21 protein-coding genes are annotated in these 22,096 nt (G+C 71.0%); 7 read left to right on the top strand and 14 right to left on the bottom strand.

Going from position 1 to position 22,096, the window contains the following annotated elements; all coding sequences use genetic code 11:
* Positions 1–277: 277 nt before the first annotated feature.
* Positions 278–1,267 carry a glutathione S-transferase family protein gene (locus tag JOD65_RS04440; RefSeq protein ID WP_307820932.1) on the bottom strand — a complete coding sequence of 330 codons (990 nt, stop codon included), beginning with the start codon at positions 1,265–1,267 and terminating at the stop codon, positions 278–280.
* A gap of 45 nt (positions 1,268–1,312) precedes the next feature.
* Between JOD65_RS04440 and JOD65_RS04435 the strand changes: the two genes are divergently transcribed.
* Positions 1,313–2,098: a metallophosphoesterase gene (locus JOD65_RS04435; RefSeq protein ID WP_191193568.1), complete on the top strand. Its 786-nt coding sequence runs from the start codon at positions 1,313–1,315 to the stop codon at positions 2,096–2,098.
* Positions 2,099–2,181: 83 nt separating this feature from the next.
* Here JOD65_RS04435 and hisC read toward each other — a convergent pair whose 3' ends face one another.
* Positions 2,182–3,273 (bottom strand): histidinol-phosphate transaminase, encoded by a 1,092-nt coding sequence (gene hisC, locus JOD65_RS04430; RefSeq protein WP_191193569.1) that lies wholly within the window; start codon positions 3,271–3,273, stop codon positions 2,182–2,184.
* A 10-nt stretch (positions 3,274–3,283) separates the two neighbouring features.
* Positions 3,284–3,859 carry a VanZ family protein gene (locus JOD65_RS04425; RefSeq protein ID WP_191193570.1) on the bottom strand — a complete coding sequence of 192 codons (576 nt, stop codon included), beginning with the start codon at positions 3,857–3,859 and terminating at the stop codon, positions 3,284–3,286.
* Positions 3,860–4,011: 152 nt separating this feature from the next.
* Between JOD65_RS04425 and JOD65_RS04420 the strand changes: the two genes are divergently transcribed.
* Genes JOD65_RS04420 through JOD65_RS04410 form a run of 3 tightly spaced genes read left to right on the top strand, consistent with a single transcriptional unit; the run spans position 4,012 to position 5,791 of the window.
* On the top strand, positions 4,012–4,401 hold the full coding sequence (locus JOD65_RS04420; RefSeq protein WP_191193571.1) for a phage holin family protein: 390 nt from the start codon (positions 4,012–4,014) through the stop codon (positions 4,399–4,401).
* On the top strand, positions 4,401–4,928 hold the full coding sequence (locus JOD65_RS04415; protein WP_191193572.1) for a low molecular weight protein-tyrosine-phosphatase: 528 nt from the start codon (positions 4,401–4,403) through the stop codon (positions 4,926–4,928). Before JOD65_RS04420 ends, JOD65_RS04415 begins: the two co-directional genes overlap by 1 nt.
* Positions 4,928–5,791, top strand: a complete 864-nt coding sequence (locus JOD65_RS04410; RefSeq protein ID WP_191193573.1) for a fructosamine kinase family protein — start codon at positions 4,928–4,930, stop codon at positions 5,789–5,791. Before JOD65_RS04415 ends, JOD65_RS04410 begins: the two co-directional genes overlap by 1 nt.
* 16 nt (positions 5,792–5,807) lie before the next feature.
* Here JOD65_RS04410 and JOD65_RS04405 read toward each other — a convergent pair whose 3' ends face one another.
* A complete protein-coding gene (locus tag JOD65_RS04405) occupies positions 5,808–6,935 on the bottom strand; it encodes a hypothetical protein (protein ID WP_191193574.1) in 1,128 nt (375 codons plus the stop codon).
* A 104-nt stretch (positions 6,936–7,039) separates the two neighbouring features.
* Here JOD65_RS04405 and JOD65_RS04400 point away from each other — a divergent pair, with 104 nt between their 5' ends.
* Complete coding sequence (locus tag JOD65_RS04400; RefSeq protein ID WP_191193575.1) at positions 7,040–7,735, top strand: response regulator transcription factor; 696 nt, start codon at positions 7,040–7,042, stop codon at positions 7,733–7,735.
* Complete coding sequence (locus tag JOD65_RS04395; protein WP_191193576.1) at positions 7,732–9,126, top strand: sensor histidine kinase; 1,395 nt, start codon at positions 7,732–7,734, stop codon at positions 9,124–9,126. Before JOD65_RS04400 ends, JOD65_RS04395 begins: the two co-directional genes overlap by 4 nt.
* A 51-nt stretch (positions 9,127–9,177) precedes the next feature.
* On the opposite strand, the gene JOD65_RS04390 is transcribed toward JOD65_RS04395, so the two are convergent.
* From JOD65_RS04390 to JOD65_RS04370, 5 genes are all read right to left on the bottom strand, one after another.
* Positions 9,178–10,458, bottom strand: a complete 1,281-nt coding sequence (locus JOD65_RS04390) for an anthranilate synthase component I family protein (RefSeq protein ID WP_191193577.1) — start codon at positions 10,456–10,458, stop codon at positions 9,178–9,180.
* On the bottom strand, positions 10,455–11,078 hold the full coding sequence (locus JOD65_RS04385) for an anthranilate synthase component II (protein ID WP_191193578.1): 624 nt from the start codon (positions 11,076–11,078) through the stop codon (positions 10,455–10,457). The genes JOD65_RS04390 and JOD65_RS04385 overlap by 4 nt, the downstream gene beginning before the upstream one ends.
* A 25-nt stretch (positions 11,079–11,103) precedes the next feature.
* Positions 11,104–12,876 carry a sulfatase-like hydrolase/transferase gene (locus JOD65_RS04380; RefSeq protein WP_191193579.1) on the bottom strand — a complete coding sequence of 591 codons (1,773 nt, stop codon included), beginning with the start codon at positions 12,874–12,876 and terminating at the stop codon, positions 11,104–11,106.
* A 156-nt stretch (positions 12,877–13,032) separates the two neighbouring features.
* Positions 13,033–14,925 (bottom strand): anthranilate synthase family protein, encoded by a 1,893-nt coding sequence (locus JOD65_RS04375; protein WP_191193580.1) that lies wholly within the window; start codon positions 14,923–14,925, stop codon positions 13,033–13,035.
* A 44-nt stretch (positions 14,926–14,969) separates the two neighbouring features.
* Positions 14,970–16,046: an NAD-dependent epimerase/dehydratase family protein gene (locus JOD65_RS04370; RefSeq protein WP_191193581.1), complete on the bottom strand. Its 1,077-nt coding sequence runs from the start codon at positions 16,044–16,046 to the stop codon at positions 14,970–14,972.
* A 174-nt stretch (positions 16,047–16,220) separates the two neighbouring features.
* Here JOD65_RS04370 and JOD65_RS04365 point away from each other — a divergent pair, with 174 nt between their 5' ends.
* Positions 16,221–17,171, top strand: a complete 951-nt coding sequence (locus JOD65_RS04365) for a DMT family transporter (protein ID WP_191193582.1) — start codon at positions 16,221–16,223, stop codon at positions 17,169–17,171.
* Here the strand turns inward: JOD65_RS04365 and JOD65_RS04360 are convergent.
* From JOD65_RS04360 to JOD65_RS04340, 5 genes are all read right to left on the bottom strand, one after another.
* Complete coding sequence (locus JOD65_RS04360; RefSeq protein ID WP_191193583.1) at positions 17,162–18,040, bottom strand: hypothetical protein; 879 nt, start codon at positions 18,038–18,040, stop codon at positions 17,162–17,164. The genes JOD65_RS04365 and JOD65_RS04360 overlap by 10 nt on opposite strands.
* A 345-nt stretch (positions 18,041–18,385) precedes the next feature.
* Complete coding sequence (locus JOD65_RS04355) at positions 18,386–18,991, bottom strand: class I SAM-dependent methyltransferase (protein WP_239557992.1); 606 nt, start codon at positions 18,989–18,991, stop codon at positions 18,386–18,388.
* A 62-nt stretch (positions 18,992–19,053) separates the two neighbouring features.
* Positions 19,054–20,088 carry an NAD-dependent epimerase/dehydratase family protein gene (locus tag JOD65_RS04350; RefSeq protein WP_191193584.1) on the bottom strand — a complete coding sequence of 345 codons (1,035 nt, stop codon included), beginning with the start codon at positions 20,086–20,088 and terminating at the stop codon, positions 19,054–19,056.
* Positions 20,081–20,854 (bottom strand): glycosyltransferase family 2 protein, encoded by a 774-nt coding sequence (locus JOD65_RS04345; RefSeq protein WP_191193585.1) that lies wholly within the window; start codon positions 20,852–20,854, stop codon positions 20,081–20,083. Before JOD65_RS04345 ends, JOD65_RS04350 begins: the two co-directional genes overlap by 8 nt.
* Positions 20,851–22,068, bottom strand: a complete 1,218-nt coding sequence (locus tag JOD65_RS04340) for a nucleotide sugar dehydrogenase (RefSeq protein ID WP_204810949.1) — start codon at positions 22,066–22,068, stop codon at positions 20,851–20,853. Before JOD65_RS04340 ends, JOD65_RS04345 begins: the two co-directional genes overlap by 4 nt.
* Positions 22,069–22,096: the final 28 nt, after the last annotated feature.

Raw genomic sequence — 22,096 nt, 5'->3', positions numbered from 1 at the left:
CGCTGTCGACCGTGGTCGCCGTGCGGCCCCAAGTGGCACGGCGGGTGTGTTCAGAGCAGAAGACTGGCGTCAGCGGAACACGACGGGAATCCACCGCGAGGAGGCACCGGGCTTCCTGCGGAGGGGCTTGACCCAACGTTGGTAAAGCGGCCCGGATAGGGGCCGCCCGGACCAGACCACGTACCCAAGTTGGGACAGGCCGGGGACGAGGAGAGCCGGCGCCGACGGGATCCGTGGGGACCCGTTGACGCCGGCTCGGTGTCGTACGCCGCTGGCGTCAGCCGCGACCGTGCGGGGTGCGCCAGCCCGACTCGTCGGGGCCGACGGGGACGATCTGCGTCGGGTTGATGTCGGTGTGGACGACGTAGTAGTGCCTCTTGATCTGGTCGAAGTCCACCTCGTCGGCGAAGCCCGGCGTCTGGAACAGGTCGCGGGCGTAGCCCCAGAGGTTCGGCATCTCGGTGAGCTTGTTGCGGTTGCACTTGAAGTGCCCGTGGTAGACCGCGTCGAAGCGCACCAGCGTGGTGAAGAGCCGGACGTCGGCCTCGGTGATCGCGTCGCCCATCAGGTAGCGCCGGTCGGCGAGCCGGTCCTCGAGCCAGTCGAGCGTCGTGAACAGGCGGTCGTACGCGTCCTCGTACGCCTCCTGCGACCCGGCGAAGCCGCAGCGGTAGACGCCGTTGTTGACCTCGGTGAAGACGCGCTTCATCACCGACACCATCTCTTCGCGGAGGTCGGCGGGCCACAGGTCGGGGGCGTCGGGCCGCTGGTGCTCGCGCCACTCGAAGGCGAGGTCGTGGGTGATCTGGGGGAAGTCGTTGGTCACGACCTGGCCCGACGCGACCTCGACGATCGCCGGCACCGTGATGCCGCGCGGGTAGTCGGACTGGCGCGCGAAGTAGGCCTCCTGCAGGCGCTCGATGCCGAGCACCGGGTCCCTACCGCCCTCGTCGAGGTCGAAGGTCCAGCTGCGTGCGTCGTGGGTCGGGCCGGGTGCGCCCCAGGAGATGACGTCCTCGAGGCCGAGCAGGGAGCGGACGATGATCGAGCGATGCGCCCACGGGCAGGCACGGGCGGCGATCAGCCGGTAGCGGCCGGGCTCGGCCTTCCAGACCGGCACGTCGCGCGGGCTGTCCTTCGACCCGCTCGGGAACTGGTCGTCGAGGGGGTCAGCCGACCGCTCGCCCGCCAGCACGCGGTCGGGCAGGTAGGACATGTCGCGCTCGAAGGGCTTGCCCTTGGTCGCGTACGTCGCCGTGTCGTTCACTCTTCAACCATACCCGCGGGCGGCCGAGGACATACCTTCTGAGGCGTGAGTGCCACCTTCGCCACCAGCGACCCCCACGGCCACCTGGCCGAGCTGACCGCCGCGCTGCAGGAGGCCGGCCTCCTCGACGAGGAGTCCCACTGGTGCGGCGGCAGCTCGACGCTGTGGGTCCTCGGCGACCTCCTCGACCGGGGTCCGGACGGGCTCGGCGTGATCGCGCTCGTACGCCGCCTCGTCGACGAGGCCGCGGCGGCCGGCGGCTCGGTGCACCCGTTGCTCGGCAACCACGAGGTCATCGCCCTGGGCACCCGGTTGTTCGGCCGCACCGAGGTGGTCCACCGCGGGGTCGTGCGGACCTTCGAGTCGATCTGGGCCCGCAACGGTGGACGCGACTCCGACCAGGACGGGATCGACGCCGAGCTCTTCGCCTGGCTGGCCGGGCTCCCGGCGGTCGGTCTCGACGGCGACCACCTCCTCATGCACTCCGACACGCTGGCCTACCTCGAGTGGGGCGACACCGTCGACGACGTCAACCGGGCCGTGCGCGAGATCCTCGCCGGGGACGACCCGGTGGCGTGGTTCGACGTGCTGGTCGGCCTCGGCCGGCGCCACGAGTACGCCGGGGCGTCCGGTCCAGCGGCCGCCCGGACCCTGCTCGACACACTCGGCGGGCGACGCATCGTCCACGGCCACAGCATCATCGGCGACTACTTCGACGAGCCGTTCGACTCCTACTCCGAGCCGCGGCTCTACGCCGACGGCCTCGCGCTCGACATCGACGGCGGGATCTACGAAGGCGGTCCGTGCCTGGTCGCCCGCCTCTCGGGGTAGCCCACCCGAGGTCTGCCGCGCTGCCGGGCGTCCGTCGGCGTCCCCCGACCGGAGGTTGTCAGGCTCTCCCTGTCAGCCGGGGATCACTGGGCAGCGGGAGCGAAGCGGGCGGCCACCTCGACGACCCGGTCGAAGGCCTCGGCCTCGCCGATGCTGACGCGGACGCCGTCGCCGGCGAACGGGCGGACCGAGATCCCCAGCTCGCCACAGGCGGCTGCGAAGTCGAGCGCGCGGTCGCCCAGCGGGAACCACACGAAGTTGCCCTGCGCGTCCGGCAGGTCCCAGCCGACCTCGCGCAGCCGCGCGACCAGGTCGGCACGGCGGGCGACGAGGTCCTCGACCCGGACGAACAGCTCGGCCTGCGCCGCGAGGGAGGCGATCGCCGCGGCCTGGGCGACGTGGCTGACACCGAACGGCAGCGAGACGGCGCGGAGGGCGGCCGCGAGCGGTGCGGGAGCGACGGCGTACCCGACCCGGAAGCCGGCGAGGCCGTAGGCCTTGGAGAAGGTGCGCGTCAGCACGACGTTGCCGTGGCGGCGGTAGGTGGCGATCCCGTCGATGGCGTCGTCCATCCGCACGAACTCGAGGTAGGCCTCGTCGACCACGACCACCACGTGCGAGGGCACCTTCGCGATGAAGGCGTCGAGCTCGGACTGCGTGACGGCCGGGCCGGTCGGGTTGTTGGGGGTGCAGACGATGACGACCTTGGTGCGGTCGGTGACCGCCGCGGCCATGGCGTCGAGGTCGTGGCGACCGTCGGCCGTGACCGGCACCTGCACGCTGCGCGCCCCGCCGGCGGTGACCGCGATCGGATAGGCCTCGAAGGAGCGCCAGGCGTAGACGACCTCGTCGCCGGGCTCACAGAAGGCGTTGACGAGCTGGTAGATCAGCGCGACCGACCCCGTCGCCGCGGCGACGTCCTCCGTCGGCACGCCCATCGTGTCGGCCAGGGCGGCGTAGAGCGCGGAGCTCCCCATGTCGGGGTAGCGGTTCATCTCCGCCGCCGCCTCGCGGGCGGCGTCGAGCACGCCCGGCAGCGGCGGGTAGGGGTTCTCGTTGGAGGAGAGCTTGTACGACGTCAGCCCGGGTCGGGCGACGGGCGGCTTGCCGGCGACGTACGCCGGGATGGCGAGCACGTTCGGCCGGGGCTGCGGGGACGCAGGGATGGAGGGCATGACCCGCACCCTAGTGAGCGACGGGCTGCTCCGGTCGTTGCCGGCTCCGCCACGGCCGGACGACCGGGAGCAGGACCAGGCCGATCGCGAAGCCGATGCCCGCACCGAGGACGTTGTCGACCAGGTCGGTGACGTCGCACGCGCGGTCCAGACGGGCGAGCTGCAGCTGGGTGAGCTCGATCGCGAGGCTGTACGCCGCCAGGGCGACGAGGCCGACCGGGGCGAGCACGAGGCCCGACCACCAGCGTCCGACGGCCAGCACGAGGAAGATGCCGGCCGGCACGAAGAGCAGCACGTTGAGGGTCCGCTGGTCGAACCCGAGGACCTCGAACGCCGCCCCCGACGGGCCGCCGTAGTCCCACGAGCACGCCTCGCTGCGGCGCTCGGCCGGCACGATCCCGACGTCCGGGCGCGTCGGGACGAGGGTCACCAGCGCGATCGCGACGAGCGACCAGAGCAGGCCGGCGACCGAGACCGCGGACGCGGTGCCGAGCCGGGGGCGCAGCACCGTCACGAGGAGCGCGGCGACGACGGCCGTCGCGAGGGCGCCGAGCACCATGACGCCCGTGCCGCCGATCGTCACCACGCGGCACACCGTAACCGCCGGCTCCCGCCGGCTGGCCGCTACATCGCGGGTCTCGATACATGCCGTCACGACCTCGCAGGCTCGGTCGCGGGGCCACTCGACCTCCCGCCACACGCGGCGATCTCGTTCCTCGGTCCCGCTAGTGTCGTGACATGAGGTTCCTGATGTGGCTGCTGACGTACGCAGCGGGCCTGGCCGTCGCGGCCTGGCTGCTGGACGGCATCTGGTTCGAGGGCGCGACGAACGGCAGTGCCGAGTTCCAGGACAAGTGGCTCGAGGTGCTGGGCGTGGCGCTCATCCTCGGCCTGGTGTCGACCTTCGTCGAGCCCGTGGTCAAGCTGCTGTCGCTGCCGTTCATCATCCTGACCCTGGGCTTCCTGCTGCTGGTGATCAATGCGGCCATGCTGCTGTTCACCGCCTGGCTCGCCGACATCTTCGACCTCGGCTTCCACGTCGACGGCTTCTGGAACGCGCTCCTCGGCTCGATCATCATCACGATCGTCGGCTGGGGCGTCCGCGTCGCGATCCCGTTCCGCGGCTGATGCCGGCCGTCCCCCCGCAGCGCGCCGAGGGTCCCTATCGGGTCGCCCTCGTCTGCCTCGGCAACATCTGCCGCTCGCCGATGGCCCACGTCGTGCTCGAGAGCCGGCTCGCCGACGCCGGCCTCGCCGACCGCGTAGAGGTGGCCTCGTCCGGCACCGGCGGCTGGCACGTCGGCAACCCGATGGACCCGCGCGCCGCGGCCACCCTGACCGCCGCCGGCTACGACGCGAGCCGGCACCGCGCCCGGCAGTACGACGCGACCTGGCCCGAGGCGTACGACCTCGTGCTCGTGATGGACGAGGTCAACCTGGCCGACGTCGGCGGACGCACCGAGCGGGTCGGCATGTTCCGCGACCTCGATCCGGCGGATCCGGGTGGCTCGGTCCCGGACCCGTACTACGGTGGGGACGACGGGTTCGAGGAGGTGCTGGCAATGGTCGAGCGCACGAGCGACGGGATCGTGGCGGCCCTGCAGGCGGCGATCGAGAGCCACCCGAGCGACCGGGCGGGCGGGGGCCGAGCCTGATGGCTCGCCAGCCGCTGGTCGCCAGGCGTGCCGAGGAGCTCCTCGGCACGGCCGTGGTCGCGACCTCTCCGGTGGCGGGCGGCGACATCGCCACGGCCACGCGGCTGCGGCTGTCCAGCGGGCAGACCGCGCTGATGAAGACGCTCCCCCACGCACCGGAGGGGTTCTTCGAGGCAGAGGCCGCCGGGCTGCGGTGGCTCGCCGAGGTCGAGGGCGGCGTCCCGGTGCCCGAGGTGCTCGCCGCCGCCAGCGACTGCGTCGTCGTCGAGTGGGTCGAGCAGAGCTCGAAGACGCCGGTCGAGGCCGCCGTCACCTTCGGCCAGCAGCTGGCCGCCACCCACGCCGCGGGCGCGGACGGGTGGGGCCTCGACCACGACGGCTTCATCGGGCGGCTGCCGCTGCCCAACAAGACCGCCGACTCGTGGCCGGAGTTCTACGCCGTGCGTCGCGTCCTGCCCTACCTCAAGCTGGCCCGCGACCGCGGCTCGATCTCGGAGACCGACGCGGCCGCCGTCGAGGCGGTGGTCGGCAAGCTGACCGGCCTGCTCCCCGACGAGGCGCCCGCCCGGCTCCACGGCGACCTCTGGAACGGCAACTGCCTCTGGGGCCAGGACCTCGCCATCCACGTCATCGACCCCGCAGCGCACGGCGGCCACCGCGAGCTCGACCTGGCGATGCTGCACCTGTTCGGCCTCACGCACCTGCCGCGGGTGATGGCGGCGTACGACGAGGCGCAGCCGCTCGCCGAGGGCTGGGAGGACCGGCTCGGGATCCACCAGCTCTTCCCGCTGCTCGTGCACGCGTGCATGTTCGGCGGCGGCTACGGCGCCCGCGCGGGGGCTGTGGCGGCGCGCTACTCGTGAGCCGGGAGGCGCGACCTCACCCGAAGTCGCCTCGCAGGCCCTTGCTCCGGATGTCGAGGAGCGCCTCGAGGTCGACGTAGTCATCGTGCACGTCGAGAAGCCAGGCGAGGAGGGCGAGCTCCTCGGCCAGCGGCAGGTGCACCCCGTCCTCCGCCTGACCGACGACCACGTTGAGGTGCGCGCCCACCGGCTCGGTGCCCTCGCCTCGGTCGAGCATCTCGACGACGCTCTTGACGTACTCGTCGATCCGCCCGAGGCGCAGCGGACCGACCGGCACCCCGCGGTCGACCAGCCACCGGAGCGCGCGTCCCGACATCACCCAAGGCCGCTGGGTGACCTCGCCAGCCGCGAGGGGGTCGAGCATGCCGCGGTGCCGGGCGGCCCATCCCGCAGACGTGCGCGAGAGCGTCTCGGCGGACTGCACGAGCTGGTCGAAGGAAAGCGGCGGATCCACGACAGTGTCGTCTGGCCCCTCGAAGGGCAACAGATCGCAGACCGGAACCTCGCACAACCGGGCAGCCGTCGAGCCGACTCGCTCGTCCCGCAGGGCCAACCGCAGATCCCTGCGGTTGAGAGCCTCGGCAAGGAAGTCGACCGGCAACGGACCGCCCAGCACGTGGCCCAGCCAGTCGAAGAGACCCACCTCGACGTCGAGGTCCAGCGTCTCGGGAACCCGGAAGCCGGCGGCCGTGCGCTCGGCCACCAACGCCGCCAAGGCGTGGAGGTCCACGGGCCGATCAGCTCCCAGGGCCGCCCGCACGTCGGGTCGGGCCAGCACGGCGACGTACGTCGACCGCAGCTCGCCTTGGACCCCGACCGCCGGAACAGCTTCGGCGACGGACCCCAGCAGCGCCTCCAGGAGGTCGTCGGCGTCCGCATCCCCCCACTGCGTGGCAGATGCGGGCGCGAGCACCATGCTCCGTCCCGAGAACACCGCATCCGACCTGGGCTCGGGGCGGTCACGGGCACCGACGCGGGTCAGCCCCGCCAGCGCGAGCCGGATCAGCGAGTCGCAGCCGATCCGCACGCCTAGGTCCCGGCCGAGCTCCTGCGCCTCGGCGACGAACTGGTCCTCGCCGCCCCGCGTGTCCCGGATCGACCGCAGTCGCGCGTCGAGCTCGGCCGCCGTGCTGATCCTCGTCACGTGCCGATCATCTCAGCGTCTCTGCCCGCGCCCACCGATCGGCCGTGCCGTGAAGGGCGACAGCTTTTCAGGATCACCTCAGGAGCCGGTGGCATCCTTGGCCTGTGAGTGAGTCCAGGCCCCGAGTACTGGTCGTCGACGACGACCGGGCCGTGCGCGACTCCCTGCGCCGGTCGCTGGAGTTCAACGGCTACGAGGTCGTGCTGGCCGCCGACGGCGCTGAGGGCCTCGTGGCGGTCGGGGCACAGCACCCCGACGTCGTGGTGGTCGACGTGATGATGCCGCGGCTCGACGGGATCGAGACGACGCGCGCGCTGCGGGCAGCGGGCAACGACGTACCGATCCTGGTCCTGACCGCGCGCGACGCGGTCGGCGACCGGGTCGAGGGACTCGACGCAGGGGCGGACGACTACCTCACCAAGCCCTTCGCGCTGGAGGAGCTGCTGGCCCGGCTGCGTGCGCTGCTGCGCCGCGTCGTGCCCGACGGCGACGGGGAGAGCGAGGTGCTCGCCTTCTCCGACCTCACCATGGACGTCGCGAGCCGTGACGTGGCCCGCGGCGGTCGGCCGATCGAGCTGACCCGCACCGAGTTCACACTGCTGGAGATGTTCCTGCGCCGCCCGCGCCGGGTGCTCGACCGCTCGTTCATCCTCGAGGAGGTCTGGGGCTACGACTTCCCCACCAGCGCCAACTCGCTCGAGGTCTACGTCGGCTACCTGCGACGCAAGACCGAGGCCGAGGGCGAGCCGCGGCTGATCCAGACCGTGCGCGGCGTCGGCTACGTGCTGAAGGAATCATGAACACCGCCACCGCCTGGCCCGACGGGCGCTGGCACTACCGCAGGTCGCTCGCGTCACGTGTCGCCGTGCTCACCACGATCGCCGTCGGCATCTCGATCGCGATCATGGCGTTCACCGCCTTCGTGGTGATGCGCCAGCAGCTGATGAGCTCGCTCGACCAGTCGTTGCTCAACCGCGCGCACAAGGCGACGGCCAACACCACGCTGTCGCGGGTCACCGCGGGCGGCGTCCCGTCGTGGATGCTGGGCGCCGCCGACGTCCGGATCATCGTCATCACCGCCGACGGCAAGGGCATGTCGGGCTCCGACATCCCCCACTTCTCGCTCGGCCAGCAGGAGTACGACGTCGTCACCGGTCAGCGCGAGTCCGTCGTGCGCACCCTCGTCACGAAGGAGGGCGAGCGGTTCCGGGTCGCCACCGTGCAGGCCGGCAGAGGCGAGGCGCTGATCCTCGCCCAGCCACTGGCGCCCAACGACCGGACGCTGGAGAAGCTCGGCGGGGTGCTGTTCGTCTTCGGCGCGCTCGGCGTGCTGGCCGCGCTGCTCGCCGGTTGGCTGGTGGCCCGCAACGGGCTGCGGCCCCTGCGCCGGCTCACCTCCAGGGTCGAGCACATCGCGATGACCGAGGACCTCCGACCGTTGCGGGTGGAGGGTGACGACGAGGTCGCCCGGCTCGCCACCGCGTTCAACCAGATGCTGCTCGCCCTCGGCGCCTCCCGCGACCGCCAGCGTCGGCTCGTCGCCGACGCCAGCCACGAGCTCCGTACGCCGCTCACCTCCCTGCGCACCAACCTCGACCTGCTGCGCCAGGCCGAGGGCAACACGGCGCTGCCGGCCGATGCCCGGCTCGAGCTCCTCGACGACGTCCGCGGCCAGATCGAGGAGCTCAGCGCGCTCGTCGGCGACCTGGTCGAGCTCGCCCGCGACGAGCCGACGACCCGGGTGGTCGCCGAGGTGGACCTCACCGACGTCGTCGAGCGGGCGGTGACGCGCGTACGACGTCGTGCGCAGGACGTGTCCTTCGACGTCGACCTCGGCCCGTGGCGGGTCGTCGGCGACTCCAACAGCCTCGAGCGGGCGGTCACCAACCTGCTCGACAACGCCGCCAAGTGGAGCCCGCCGCAGGGCACCGTCACGGTTCGGCTGTCCGACGGCGTGCTCACCGTCGACGACCAGGGCACCGGGGTCGCCGAGGCCGACCGGCCGCACGTCTTCGAGCGCTTCTACCGGGCCGAGGAGTCGCGGGCCATGCCCGGCTCGGGCCTCGGCCTGGCCATCGTGCGCCAGGTGATCGACCGCCACGGCGGCCAGCTCCAGGTGACCGAGGCCCCCGGTGGCGGGGCGCGCTTCGCGCTGTGGCTGCCCGGCGTCGCCGCTGTAACGCCGGGTTAGTGCCACTACCCACCCCCGAGCACCCCAGTGGGTAGTTGCAGTAACCCGGCGTTACAGCGCGTCCGGGAGATCGAAGACGTGGAGGAGCCGCTCGGCCTTCCACTCCGACTCGGCCCACTCCTCGGCGACGTCGGACTTCACGGTGATGCCGCCGCCGGTGCCGAGGGTCCAGGTGCCGCTGCCGTCGGTCATCAGCGACCGGATCACGACGCCGAGGTCGGCCGGGCCGTCGCCGCTGATCCAGCCGAACGCGCCGGCGTACGCCCCGCGCGGGCTCGACTCGACCTCCTCGACGATCTCCATCGTGCGCAGCTTGGGCGCGCCCGTCATGGAGCCGGCCGGGAAGAGCGCGCGCAGCGCGGCGACCGTCGACACGTCGTCGCGCAGGCGCCCGCGCACCGTCGACACGAGCTGGTGGACCGACTCGTAGGACTCGACCTCCATCAGGACCGGCACCTCGACCGACCCGACCTCGCACACCACCGACAGGTCGTTGCGGAGCAGGTCGACGATCATCAGGTTCTCCGCGCGGTTCTTCGGGTCGCGCGCGAGCCGCTCGCGGTGGTGCTCGTCCTCCTCGGCGGTCGCGCCGCGCGGGGTGGTGCCCTTGATCGGCTTGGTCTCCAGGTGCCGGTCGGCGGTGACGAGGGCGTACCTCTCCGGCGAGCTCGACAGCAGCCACGCGCGCGCGCCGTCGACGTCGTGCTGGAGGAAGCCGCTGTACGGCGCCGGGTTGAGCTCGCGCAGCCGGAGGTACGCCGTCACCGGGTCGAGGTCGGACCGGCGGGACAGCCGGTGGGTGAGGTTGACCTCGTAGGAGTTGCCGGCGTGCAGGTGCTCCTGGACGCGCGCGAAGGCATCGATGTACGAGCTTGGTGGGGAAGTCTGGCGCTCGTAGGCGGTTGCAACCCCCTCCGAGTGTTGGAGTCCCCGCACGTGCGGGGACTCCGACGGGGCCGAGGCGGGGAGGGCGTGCTCGAACACCCGCACCGCGCGCGGCCGCATCCAGATCGCGTCGGGGAGGGTCGGGTCGGGGGTGGCGGGGAGGTCGGTGCGCGAGGCGTAGCCGAGGTAGCCGAACCACTGCTCGCCCGCCGCGATGCGCTGCTCGAGCACGTCGAAGACGTCGTCACCGACGACGGTCGCGACCCCGCCTGCGTGCAGGCTGACCTCGCGCCGGGCGGCGGACCACGACAGGGACGCGTCGTTCTCGTCGAGCCAGCCGATGATCGAGCGCCGGCCCGACCACTCGCGCGCGCCACCCCCGTCGAGCCAGAAGCAGCGTGCGTGCCGTGCCGCCACGGAGCGGAAGAACGAGACGGGGTCGGTCATCCGGGGTCCCCTCGGCGTTGTCCGGAGGAGCGGAGCGGGGGAGGAGAAGGGCGTGGGGTGGTACGGAGGAAGTTCCTGACGAGGTCCTCGCCGTGCTCCGACAGGACCGACTCGGGGTGGAACTGCACGCCCTCGAGCGGCAGCGAGGCGTGGCGCACGCCCATCACGACACCGTCCTCGCTCCACGCGGTCGCCACGAGCCCGTCGGGCAGCGAGACGGCGCCCAGCGAGTGGTAGCGGACAGCGGCGAAGCCCTGCGGCAGCCCGGAGAAGACCCCTGCGCCGTCGTGCCGGACCGTCGCGACGTCGCCGTGCGCCGGGGGCAGCCGCCGCACCGTGCCGCCGTACGCCGTCACCAGTCCCTGCATGCCGAGGCACACGCCGAGCACGGGGCGGTTGCCGTCGAGCAGGACCGCGTTGCCCACCGAGAAGTCGGCGTGCACGGCAGGGTGCCCGGGGCCCGGCGACAGCACGACGTGCGAGTGGGCGAGCACTTCCTCGGCGGTGACCTCGTCGTGCTGCACCACGCGCGGCAGGACGCCGGTCACCCGGGCGACCAGGTGCACCAGGTTCCACGTGTAGGAGTCGTGGTGGTCGACCACGATCACGTCCGGGTGCACGCTGCGACAGTAGTGCCCGCGGCGGCTACTGCCGTACGACGCGGCACGCCTCCGACACCGGCTGGTCGCCGACCTCCTGGCAACCGTCGAAGGCAGTGAGCTTCGCCATCAGCGCCGCGACCTCCGGGGCCCGCTTCTTGTTCGCGAAGGTGTTGCGCTTCTCGAACCTGTCGCGCTTGTAGCTGTAGTACTCGTAGCCCCACGTGACCTTGCCCGGCCGCGGGTCGAGGTCGAACCTCGCCAGCAGCGCCGTGCGGCTCCGCACCGCGGTGTAGGACGGGATCCGGTCGAGCTCCGAGCCGCTGAACGCCGCGTCCGGGTCGTTGCCGGTCAACGTCTGCTGGGTGTGCTCGAGGAAGGCGTGGGACTGCCGCACCAGCCTCGGGTCCGCCAGGGTCGGGACGAGCGAGAGGCCGCTGCGGTTGGGCGCGGGCGCGAGCCCGGCGAGCTCCTCGAAGGTCGGGGCGAGGTCGATGTTGCTGGTGACCTCGCGGCGCGTGCCGGGCACGACGCCGGGCCCGGTGACGAGGAGCGGCACGCGGACGTCGGTGTCGTACGGCGTCCCCTTGCCGCGGCCCATGCCGTTCTGGCCGAGGTGGAACCCGTTGTCGGAGGTGAGCACGACGTAGGTGTTCGGGCCGACGGAGGAGAGGATCCGCCTCACCAGCCGGTCGGCCGACTGCGCCATCCGCGCGCGGTCGCGGAGGTCGCGGACGGCCACCGCGGCGGGCAGGGTGCGGGTGGTGTTCCACGCCCGGGCCCGCTTGCCGTTGGCCAGGCGTGGGCGGTTGTCCTTGCGCGGGTCGGCGAAGCCGGGCAGGTCGTCGACGGTCAGCTTGCCGCAGGCGACGCGGCCGCAGCTGCGCGTGCCGGTGCGGTCGCGGAACATCGGCGGGAAGAGCGGGTCGCCGGCGTAGTGGCCCTCGGGGTTGGTGCGGTTGTGCGGCGCGTAGAGCGCCACCTCGAGGAAGTACGGCGCGCCCGCGGCCTCGTTGGCGGTGACCAGGTCCGTCGCCATGTCGCCGATCACCGCGCCGGCGTACGCCTTGTCCTTGACCCCGTCGCTCGCGCTCGCCGGGGGTGCCGGGTGGTGCACCAGGCGCAGCCGCTGGTCGACGAGGGACGTGCTGGCGAAGTCCCAGCCGTCGTAGGCGGAGCCGAAGACGGTGTTGAACGTCGTCCAGCCCGGCACGACCGGCGGGAGCGCCCGGCCCGGCGACCACTCGTACTCGTTGAGGAACTTGCCGACGAAGCCGGTGTTGTAGCCGGCCTCCTGGAGCCGCACGTTGAACGCGCGCTCGGGGTTGCCGTGGGTGTCGTAGGCGGGCCAGCCGCCGAGCTTCGACGTGCCCTTGTTGGACGTGTTGGTGCGGACGCCGGTCTGGTGCGGGTACTGGCCGGTGAAGAAGCTCGACCGCGACACGCAGCACAGGGAGTCGGTGACGAACGAGTGCGGATAGCTCGCGCCGGCCTTCCGCATCTGCTGCACCGAGCGCATCGTCTGCACGAGGTCCATCGAGAAGTCGTCGAGCATCACGACGACGATGTTGGGCTGCGCGGCGCGTGATGCCGCCGGCGCGAGCTCGGCCACCGCGGACGCGCCGCTCGTCACGCGCTGCGGCGCAGCGTCGTCAGGCGTGCGCGAGCCGTCGCTCGTCCCCCCGGTCGCCCCGCATGCCATCAACGCGACCAGGCACACGCCTGCCCACGCTCCCTTGAAGTACCCCACTGCTCCCCCGTCGTGTCCCGAGCCGGCTACAAGGGTGACGTCGGACGTCCCCGATTCGTTGCCTGCCACGCCGAATTAATGTCTACACGTTCGCTCGACTTTAGCCGAGGCGGGTTTCGCGGTGGCGTCGGGGTCCGCGTATCGAGGGACGTTCTGGTGGGCGAACAGGCCCTCCGGCCTACCAGTTCGTCCCTAGATACCCACGGGTGAGGGCGGCTATCGCGGTCAGACGAGGAGGTCGCGGACCGCCGAGTGGAGCAGGTCGTAGCCGTTCTCGGTGAGGATCGACTCGGCGTGGAACTGGATGCCGCGGTAGTGCGGCCCGACGACCGCGTGGATGTCTCCGGTCGCCTCGTCCGCCTCCACGCGTACGCCCTCGGGCAGCTCAGCGCCGGAGGGGACCCGGCCGACGAAGGTGTTGTAGAAGCCCACGCGCTCGGTGCGACCGTCGAGCCGGACCGGCGACTGGGTGCCCTGGAAGACCACGTCCTTGTAGCCGAGGTCGAGGCCGAGGCGCTGGCAGAGCGTCTGGTGGCCCAGGCACACGGCGAGGAACGGCTGCTCGGAGGCGAGCAGGTCGTCGACGGCGCGGCGGAACGACGCGATCTTGGGGTGGCCGCCCTCGCGCGGGTCGCCCGGTCCGGGTCCGACGATGACCAGGTCGGCCCCGTCGAAGGCCCCGGCCGCGTAGTCCTCGTGCCGGACGACGCGGGCGGTCATGCCGAAGACCCCGAGCACGTGGACGAGCATGTTCACGAAGTCGTCCTCGCCGTGGAGGATCACCACCGACTTCCCGGCCAGCCCCGGGTCGGCCGGCTCGCCGGCCTGGTCGGTCAGCCAGAAGCGGGAGAGCCGTTGGTTGCGGGTGCCGAGGGCCAGTACGACGTCCTCGTCGCGCGCGAGCTCGGCGATGTCGGTGCCGTCGGAGGTCGCCGCCGGCGCCAGGCCGAAAGCGCTGAGGATGCCTCCGGCCTTGGCCCGCGTCTCGGCCACCTCGTAGGCGGCGTCGGAGTCGCGCACCAGCGTCGCGCCGGCCGTCACCTTGAGCTCGCCCGCGGGCGAGACGTCGGCGGTGCGGATCAGGATCGGGCTGTCCATGGTCGGGGTGCCGTCGGGCGAGCGGCCGAAGAGGGCGAGCGCGGCGCCGTAGTAGCCGCGGCCCTCGGGCTCGTAGTCGGCGATCAGCCGGCAGGCGTTCTCGACGGGCGCGCCCGTCACCGTCGCGGCGAACATCGTGTCGCGCAGGATCTCGCGGTGGTCGCGGTCGGAGCGGCCGGCGAGGAGGTACTCCGTGTGGATCAGGTGCGTCATCGGCTTGAGGAACGGCCCGAGCACCTGGCCACCCTCGTGACAGATGTCGCACATCATCTTGAGCTCCTCGTCGACCACCATGAAGAGCTCGAAGACCTCCTTCTCGTCGGCGAGGAAGTCGAGCAGCCGCTCCTTGAGCGCGTCACCGTGCCCCGCCACCCGGAACGTCCCGGAGATCGGGTTCATCCGTACGTCGCCCTTGCGGACCGAGACGTGCCGCTCCGGGCTGGCACCGATGAGGAAGCGCTCGCCGGTGAAGAAGCAGAAGGTCCAGTAGGCGCCGCGCTCCCGCTCCATCAGGCGCCGCAGCACGGTCAGCGCCTTCGCGGCGTCCCAGTCGGCGACGACGGCGCGGTAGTGGCGGCCGATGACCAGGTTGGCCCCCTCGCCCTGGCCGATCTCGTCGCGGATGATCGCCTCGACGACCTTGCCGTAGTCCTCGTCGCTGGTGGCGAACCCACCGCGGTCGGCGAACTCGACCGGCACGTCGGGCAACGCCTCGAGCAGGTCGTCGACCGACACCTCGTGCTCGGCCTCGATGTCGACGACCGTCAACGGCGTGCCGTCGTCGATGGCCGAGAAGCCGCGCTCGTGCACCTGCCGGAACGGCACGGCGACCAGCCGGTCCGCGCTCCGGCCCGGCTCCGGGGCACCGCTCTCCAGCGGGATGTCGAGCAGGCTCGCGACCTCGTGCGGCGTCCCGCCGATCAGGCCCGCCGTCGGTGACGCCTTGCGCCGGATGACCGCCCACGCGCCGTACCCCTGGATCTGCTCCAGGAGGTCTCGGACGGTTGGGGTGTGGGTCATGCGCAGCAGCCTATGGCTGCGCCTGCAGGCGCAGCCGGGGTGTCTCAGTCCAGCTGGGTCGCGATCCACTCCTGGAGCTCGGCGACGCCGTCGCGGAGGCTCCATCGGGGCTCCCACCCGAGCTGGCGCACGGTGTCCTCGACGGTGCAGGACGCGTGCCGGACGTCGCCGTCACGGTACTGACCGGTGACGTGCGGCTCAGGGGCCGAGTGGTAGCGGGCGATCTCGCGGGCGAGGTCGGCGATCGTCGTCCGCACCCCGCTGCCGACGTCGACGGTGCGCATGTGGTCGGCCGGTTTGCGGGCGATGACCGCCACCAGGGCGCTGACCACGTCGTCGATGTAGACGAAGTCGCGGGTGATGTCGCCGTCCTCGTAGAGCGGGATCGACTGCCCCTCGCGGGCCAGCCGCGAGAAGAGCGAGACGATGCCGGTGTAGGGGTTGGAGAGCGACTGGCGAGGGCCGTACACGTTCTGCAGCCGCAGAACCGAGAGCCTGGTGTCGTGCGACCCGGTCCAGGCGGCGAGGATCTGCTCCTGCGCGAGCTTGGTGGCGCCGTAGACGTTGATCGGGCTCGGGTGGGTGCCGGTCACGGAGTTGGGCACGTGGGCGGCCCGGTCGCCGTGGTCCCACCGGCCGGCCGAGAGCTGGGCGTGCGTGCGCAGCCCGGGCTGGAAGGTCGAGCCGTCGGGGTTGCGCCACAGCCCCTCGCCGTAGACCGCCCGCGAGCTCGTCAGCACGACGTGGGAGGGCACGTGGCCGGCGCGGGTGAGGGCGTCGAGGAGCTGGGTGGTGCCGACGACGTTGACCATGCCGTGGCGGGTGCTCTCGGACAAGGACTGCGCCGTGCCGGTCTCGGCGGCGAGGTGCACCACCGTGTCGGGCCGCAGGTCGGCGACGACCGCGTCGAGGTCCTCCGCGCTCGTGACGTCGCCGACGCGAAGGTCCACGGCGTCCGGGAGGTCGGCCGGCGGCTCGGAGCCCGGGTGCACCTGCGGGTGCAGGTTGTCGACGACGACCCACTGCTCGGCGGAGTCCGCGATCTCGCGGGCCAGCGTCGTGCCGATGAAGCCAGCGCCGCCGGTGACAAGGACGCGGCCACCTGCCTGCTGCGAGGACATGGGTCGACCCTATGAGACTCGGCGCGAAACCCGGATGTCGCTGGGCCACGGCACTGGCAGACTCGCCCCCATGACGCCGCAGCCCCGCCTGCTCCCGCCTCCGGCCGCCTGAGCCGGAGCGGTCCGCCGCTCCCCACGAGCCCCTCTCCCGACTTGCACCGGAGCGTCCCCGTCATGCCCACTTCGTCCCCGTCCCACCTGCGCGGCCTCGCCGAGGTCGCCGCCGCCAGCGTCCTGTGGGGCACCGGCGGCCTCGCGGTCCAGCTGATCCGCGAGCGCGAGGCCCTCTCCCCCGTCACGATCAGCGCCTGGCGGATGGTGATCGCCGCCGCGGTGCTGCTGGTCGCCCTCCTCCTGCTGCGCCGCGGCGGCGAGCTCGTCGACCTCGCCCGCACCCGGCCGTGGCAGCTGCTGGCCGTCGGCGTCGGCACCGCCGCCTACCAGGGGTTCTACTTCGTCTCGGTCACGCAGGTCGGCGTGGCCGTCTCGACCGTGGTCAGCCTCGGGGTCGCGCCCGTCCTGCTGACCGCAGCGGAGTCCGTACGCTACCGGCGTACGCCGACCCGCTCACGGCTGGCGGTCCTGGCCGCGGCACTCACCGGGCTGGTGCTGGTCAGCGTGGCGGGCCACGAGTCCGCCACCGGTCCCGCGCCGGTGGCGGGCGTGCTGCTCGCGCTCGCGTCGGGGACGACGTACGCGCTCACGACCGTTGCCGGAGGCTCCATCAGCAGGCAGGCCTCGCCGCTCGTGCTGACGAGCGGGATGAGCCTGGTCGGAGCCGTCACCCTGGTGCCGTGCCTGGCGCTGGTCGACGGGCCGCTCGTCACCGACGACCCCGCCGCGGTGGCGTGGCTGCTCTACCTCGGGGCGCTCACGATGGCCCTGGCCTACGTCCTGCTCTACTCCGGGCTGCGGGTGGTCGCACCGAGCACCGCCGTCACGGCGAGCCTCGTCGAGCCGGTCACCGCCGCCGTCGTCGCGGCGGTCGTGCTGTCGGAGGCCCTGGGCCCGGCCGCGGTCGTCGGCATCCTGCTGGTGCTCGGCGCGGTGGCCGGGCTCGGCCGGGCGAGCACAGCCGCCGGGCCGGTGCTGCCGGACGCCAAGGCGCCTGACGGCTACGGGTAGTCGACCTCGACGGTCACCCAGTCGACCAGCATGCTCTGCCGGGTGCCGCCGGCGACGGCGTGCTCGGGCGCGACGTCCTTGTTGGACAGGCGGACCTGGATGGGCACGGCGTTGCCTGGCACCCGGCGGGGATCCGGCGCCGAGGCGATCTCGTAGGGGCGGTTGCCGGCGGTGTCGCTCGCCGAGAACAGCACTGTGTCACCACCGACGGTGAACTCGGCGGAGTACTGCCAGAACGCGCTCCAGGGCTCGGCCCCGGCGGGGAAGAGCTGGGTCACCGGAGTCGTCACGGGCGCCCTCCCGGTGGCCGCGCAGGCGTTGACAGCGGTCTCAGGCGTGTCGTCGTAGCAGATGTGGGAGGCGAACTGGGCGCCCGCCGGCTTGAGGGGGCCGTAGCTCTCGATCACGTCGATCTCGCGCGGGTCGGTGCCGTTGGGGTGCTGCACCCAGAGGGCGGCGTAGTTGCTGCCGGTGTCGGGCACGAGAAGGCTCGCCGTCACACGCACCCGGGTGCCGGCGGGGAAGGTCCAGCCTTGGTTGGTGCGGACCTGCGAGAGATGTCCGACATCGAGCTGGCCCAGCCCGTTCTGTGCGGCCCCGTTGGCGAAGAGCATGTTGTGCCACTGCTCGGGCCACACCCCCGCCGGGCCGTCGAACCCGTCGTGGAACACGGTCTCCCACCCGGAGACCGGAGTGGGCTCAGGGGCTGGCGTGGGGGCAGGTTCGGGAACGGCAGGCGCGGGCTCGGGAGTCGGGTCCAGAGCGGCGATGACCCCCGGGCCCCCACCGAACCCGGCGGGCGCGTCGGCCACGACGAGCAGCAGGAACGCCACGACGACCGTTCCAAGCGCGCGCGCTAGCTGGGACATCACCCTCCTGGACGTGTGTGCGGGTCGGACCGGGACCTGGACGTCAGAGGCTACGTGCCGCTACCGACCGCGGGCATCTCCCGGGCTCAGCCGACGGTGGTCAGCAGCTGGGTCGCGCGGGTGAGGACGACGTGGAGGGTCGCCCGGCCGGTGGCCGACTCGTCCTCGATCGGCGTACGGCCTCGGGGAGGTCGGCGCCGAGCCCCACCCGGCGGGCGCAGCCGGCGGCGAAGGCGTAGATCTCGGCGGAGTTTGCGGTAGATGGTGGACAGGTCAGACCGCGTCTTGCGTCGCTGGGCGGTCACAGAATCTTCAGCACCGACTCGGGGACGCGCGGGCAGGTGCTCACAAGGACTGTGGCCGTCCGACCAAGAACGCCTGCGCCCCCAACACCTTCCAGGCCAGGGGCACCTTGAGGTAGATCGCGACCAGGCGCGGACCCGACGGAAGGCGCGACTTCGTCGTGTACGGCAGGAAGCGCGGGATATTGAGCTCGACGTCGAGGCCTGCAGCGGTGAAGGCCTCAACGAGTGCTCGGTCGTCTACGGGGGTGATGTGGTCGAAGAACATCCAGTAGTCACGTGCGCAGTAGCGGACGTTGGGCTGCAGCACGAGAAGCTTGCCGTCGGGCCGCAACACCCGTCGTGCCTCGACGAGGGTTGACAGGATCACCTCTCGCGGGACGTGCTCAAAGAAGTTGCTGATGAACACGCGGTCGACGCTGTGGTCGGCGAGGTGGTGCAACGCATCGGAACGCGACACAGTGGCCTCGACGTCGGCGGCCGCGTGGTTGATCAGGTCGGGATTGAGGTCAACCGCGAGCTTGCGGCCGGCGACGATGTTGTTGATGAACTCGCAGTGCCCTGCCGCGATGTCGAGCACGGTGCTGGTCTCCGGCACCCAGCGCTGGAAGTAGTCGCGGCACAGCACGGTCCACAGGTCCCCGCGCATCTCGCCCTGCTGGGCGAAGCGGTTGCGGTACAGCCGGTTGAGCTCGGCGGGGTCAGTCGTCATTACAGCCGGCCGTCCTCGACCGCGTGGGTGACCCACGGGATGACCTCGTCGAGCATCTCGTCGAGGGGGGTCGTGCACTCGAAACCGAGCACGTCCCTGGCCTTCCGCACATCCGGCACGCGCCTCTGGACGTCGTACTCGTACGCCTCGTCTTTCACTATCGTCAGCGGTGCGTCGCCCTTCATCTTTCGCCAGATCACCTCGGCGAGCTCGCGCACGCTGGTCGACTCCGGCGTTGAAAGGTTGAAGTCATTGTTGTAGGCGGCCTCTTGCTCCATGCACTCCACGATGCCCCGTGCCAGATCGCCGCCGTAGGTGTAGTGACGGATCTGGTTGCCCTCACCGAGGATATGGAGCGGGTCCTGGCCCTTGGCGATCTTCTGCACCAGATCCGGTACGACGTGACTCATAGCGAGCTTGACGTTGCCCGAGTCGACCTCGACGTCGCCGAGCGCACGGCCCTCACCGATTCCGACGCAGTTGAAGGGCCGCACGATCGTGTAGGGGAGCTGGTACTGATCCCAGGCGGCCTTGGCGAAGTATTCAACGGCCAGCTTCTGAAAGCCGTAGGACGACAGAGGCGGCGGAATCTTCCGCTCGTCCCCCTCCTTGGACGGCCAGTGCATCGTGGACTCGAAGACCATCGAGGACGACAAGTAGGTGACCTTCTTGAGCTTGCCGTGGCGGAACGCCTCGATGGCCGCGTCGCACTGGCTTGCGATGATCCGCTCGTTTTGCGCGAGCAAATCGTAGGCGTAGGCGTGGAAGTATGAGATGCCGCCAATGAGTGCCGCTCCAGCGATGAAGTGGTCGCAGTCCGAGAGCAGCTTCTTCATGGCCTCGACGTTGCGGGCGTCGTCCTCATAGAAGTGGTAGTTGGGGTGGTTGTCGTAGGACTTTTCCACCTTTCCGTACTTGGAGTAGTTGTCGATACCGACGACCGAGTAGCCGCGCGACAGCAACTCCTCGACAACGTAGCCCCCGATGAAGCCGGCTGAGCCGGAGACCAGGACCTTCTGCGTGGATTCAGTCATGACTGCTCCTCGTTGCGTTGTTGATGGCGGCAATGCGCTCCGCCTCGGCGACGACCTGCTCCAGCGAGAGCTTGGGACCGAACGCGAAGCGGTACCAGCGCAGGTAGAGCGGGATCCAGGCTTTGAGCTGGAAGTTGGAGTCGCCGACGGTGCGGTCGAGCCAGATCGTCGAGATCTCGGCGACGGGCAACCGCAGGCGCCGTGCCTTGGCGGTGAGCTCAATGCCCATCTCGAAGCCGCTGCGTGAGTGAATGCCGACCGCGCGGACGAAGTCGCGATTGTAGGCCTTGAAGCTGTTTGTTGCGTCGCGGGTCCCGACGCGGGCCAAGACGCCGAGCGAGACGCCCGCCCCACGCGACATCATCGACTTGAGAAGGGGGCCACCGACTTGCTGGCCGCCGGGCGCGTAGCGGGACGCGACTGCCACCACGACGCCGCGGTCCACCAACCGGGCCAGCGCGTCGATCTGCCGCGGGTCATCGGACCCGTCGGCCATAGTTACTGCGACGATGCCCTGGGACGCTTGGTCGACGCCGTAACGGATCGCATTGGCAGGGCCGCGGCCGTAGGAAGACACCACCAGCCGTAGTCGCTCGCCGTGCTCGGGGTGGGCCTCGACCGGGGCGACGGTGGTGTCGTCCGCAAAGTCGACGACGACCAGGACTTCTAGCTCGGACTCGACCGAGGCCAGGATCCGGTCGAGGACGGGGAGGATGGCGTCGCCCTCCTGGTAGGCGGGGACGACGACGGAGACGCCAATGCTCATACCGTCGTGCCGTTGCCGAGCATGTTCCACACGTCAACGACCGGTTGGGTCGGTGTGAGCTCTGCGTAGACCTTGTGGGGCGTGGCGATGATCAGCAAGTCGCTGGTCGCCTGGACGGTCTCTAGGTCGACGAGCGAGTCGTCGACCGTGACGTAAGGATCGGTGCACACGACCTCGCGTGCTCGAAACTCCAAGATCCGCTTGAGCTTGTAGGACAGACTCGAGCGGATGTCGTCGCTCTCCCCCTTGAAGGCCATACCAAGGATGCCGACGCGCATCTGCGCGAGGTCGTGCTTGCGTTCGAGCTGCGTCACGACGTAGAGGGGTAGACCTTCGTTGACGAGCATGGCTGAGTGCCCCAGAACGTAGGCGTTGTCGGTGAACGCTGCGAGCTGCATCGTGTCCTTGAACAGGCACGGTCCGGCGGCAAAGCCAGCGCCCGGCATGTCGGCCGCCCGCGGGTAGTCCTGGGCAAGGGCGCGCCGGATCTTGTCGTAGTCGAGCCCGTGGTCGTTGGCCATCACGAAGAACTGGTTGGCCGCCGCGAATTTGATGTAGCGCCAGTTGTTGGTCAGAAGCTTGGCGAGCTCGGCCTCTTCGGGTTCGAGTTCCACGATCTGCCCGGTGAGGTGGCCGAACAACTTGGCTGCACGGTCGCGGACACCTTGGCTGCGGCCGGCCACGATCTGCGGGAGGCTGAACAGCTCCTCCATCGCCCTGCCCTCGACGATCCGTTCGGGACAGAACGCCACATCGACGTCGAGACCTTGGTCAGCGAAGAGGCGCTCGACATTGCGCGTCACGCCTGGGTAGACCGTGGAGCGCAGCACGAGCATCTGACCGTCACGGAAGTGCTCGCGCGATGAGCGAAGAGCGCGGGCGACCGCGTGCGGGTTGGGGTTGAGGTGCTCGTCAACGGGCGTGCCGATCACCACTACGACGTTGTCGGCCCTCGCGATGATCTCCGGGTCGGTCGTCGCGGCCAGCGTTCCCGCGTCGAGGGCACGACGAAGCATCGGCTGCGCGTCCTTCTCCAGGAAGGGCAACTGGCCCGCCGACACGACCTCAACGGCATGCGAATCGATGTCATAGATTCCGACCTCGAGGCCGCGGTCGGCGAAGGCGATGGCCAGCGGTAGACCAACGTGGCCGCACCCACCCATCACCACCACGTCGAGGTCGCGCGAGTCATCGGGTTTCCCCCGTACGTGCATAACCGTCCACCTCCTCCACTCGTTGGCC

The sequence above is a fragment of the Nocardioides cavernae genome, assembly GCF_016907475.1.
In the GTDB taxonomy this organism is placed as follows: Bacteria; Actinomycetota; Actinomycetes; order Propionibacteriales; family Nocardioidaceae; genus Nocardioides; species Nocardioides cavernae.
Note: the sequence above shows the minus strand (reverse complement) of the source record. Positions and strands in the feature narration are given on the sequence as shown.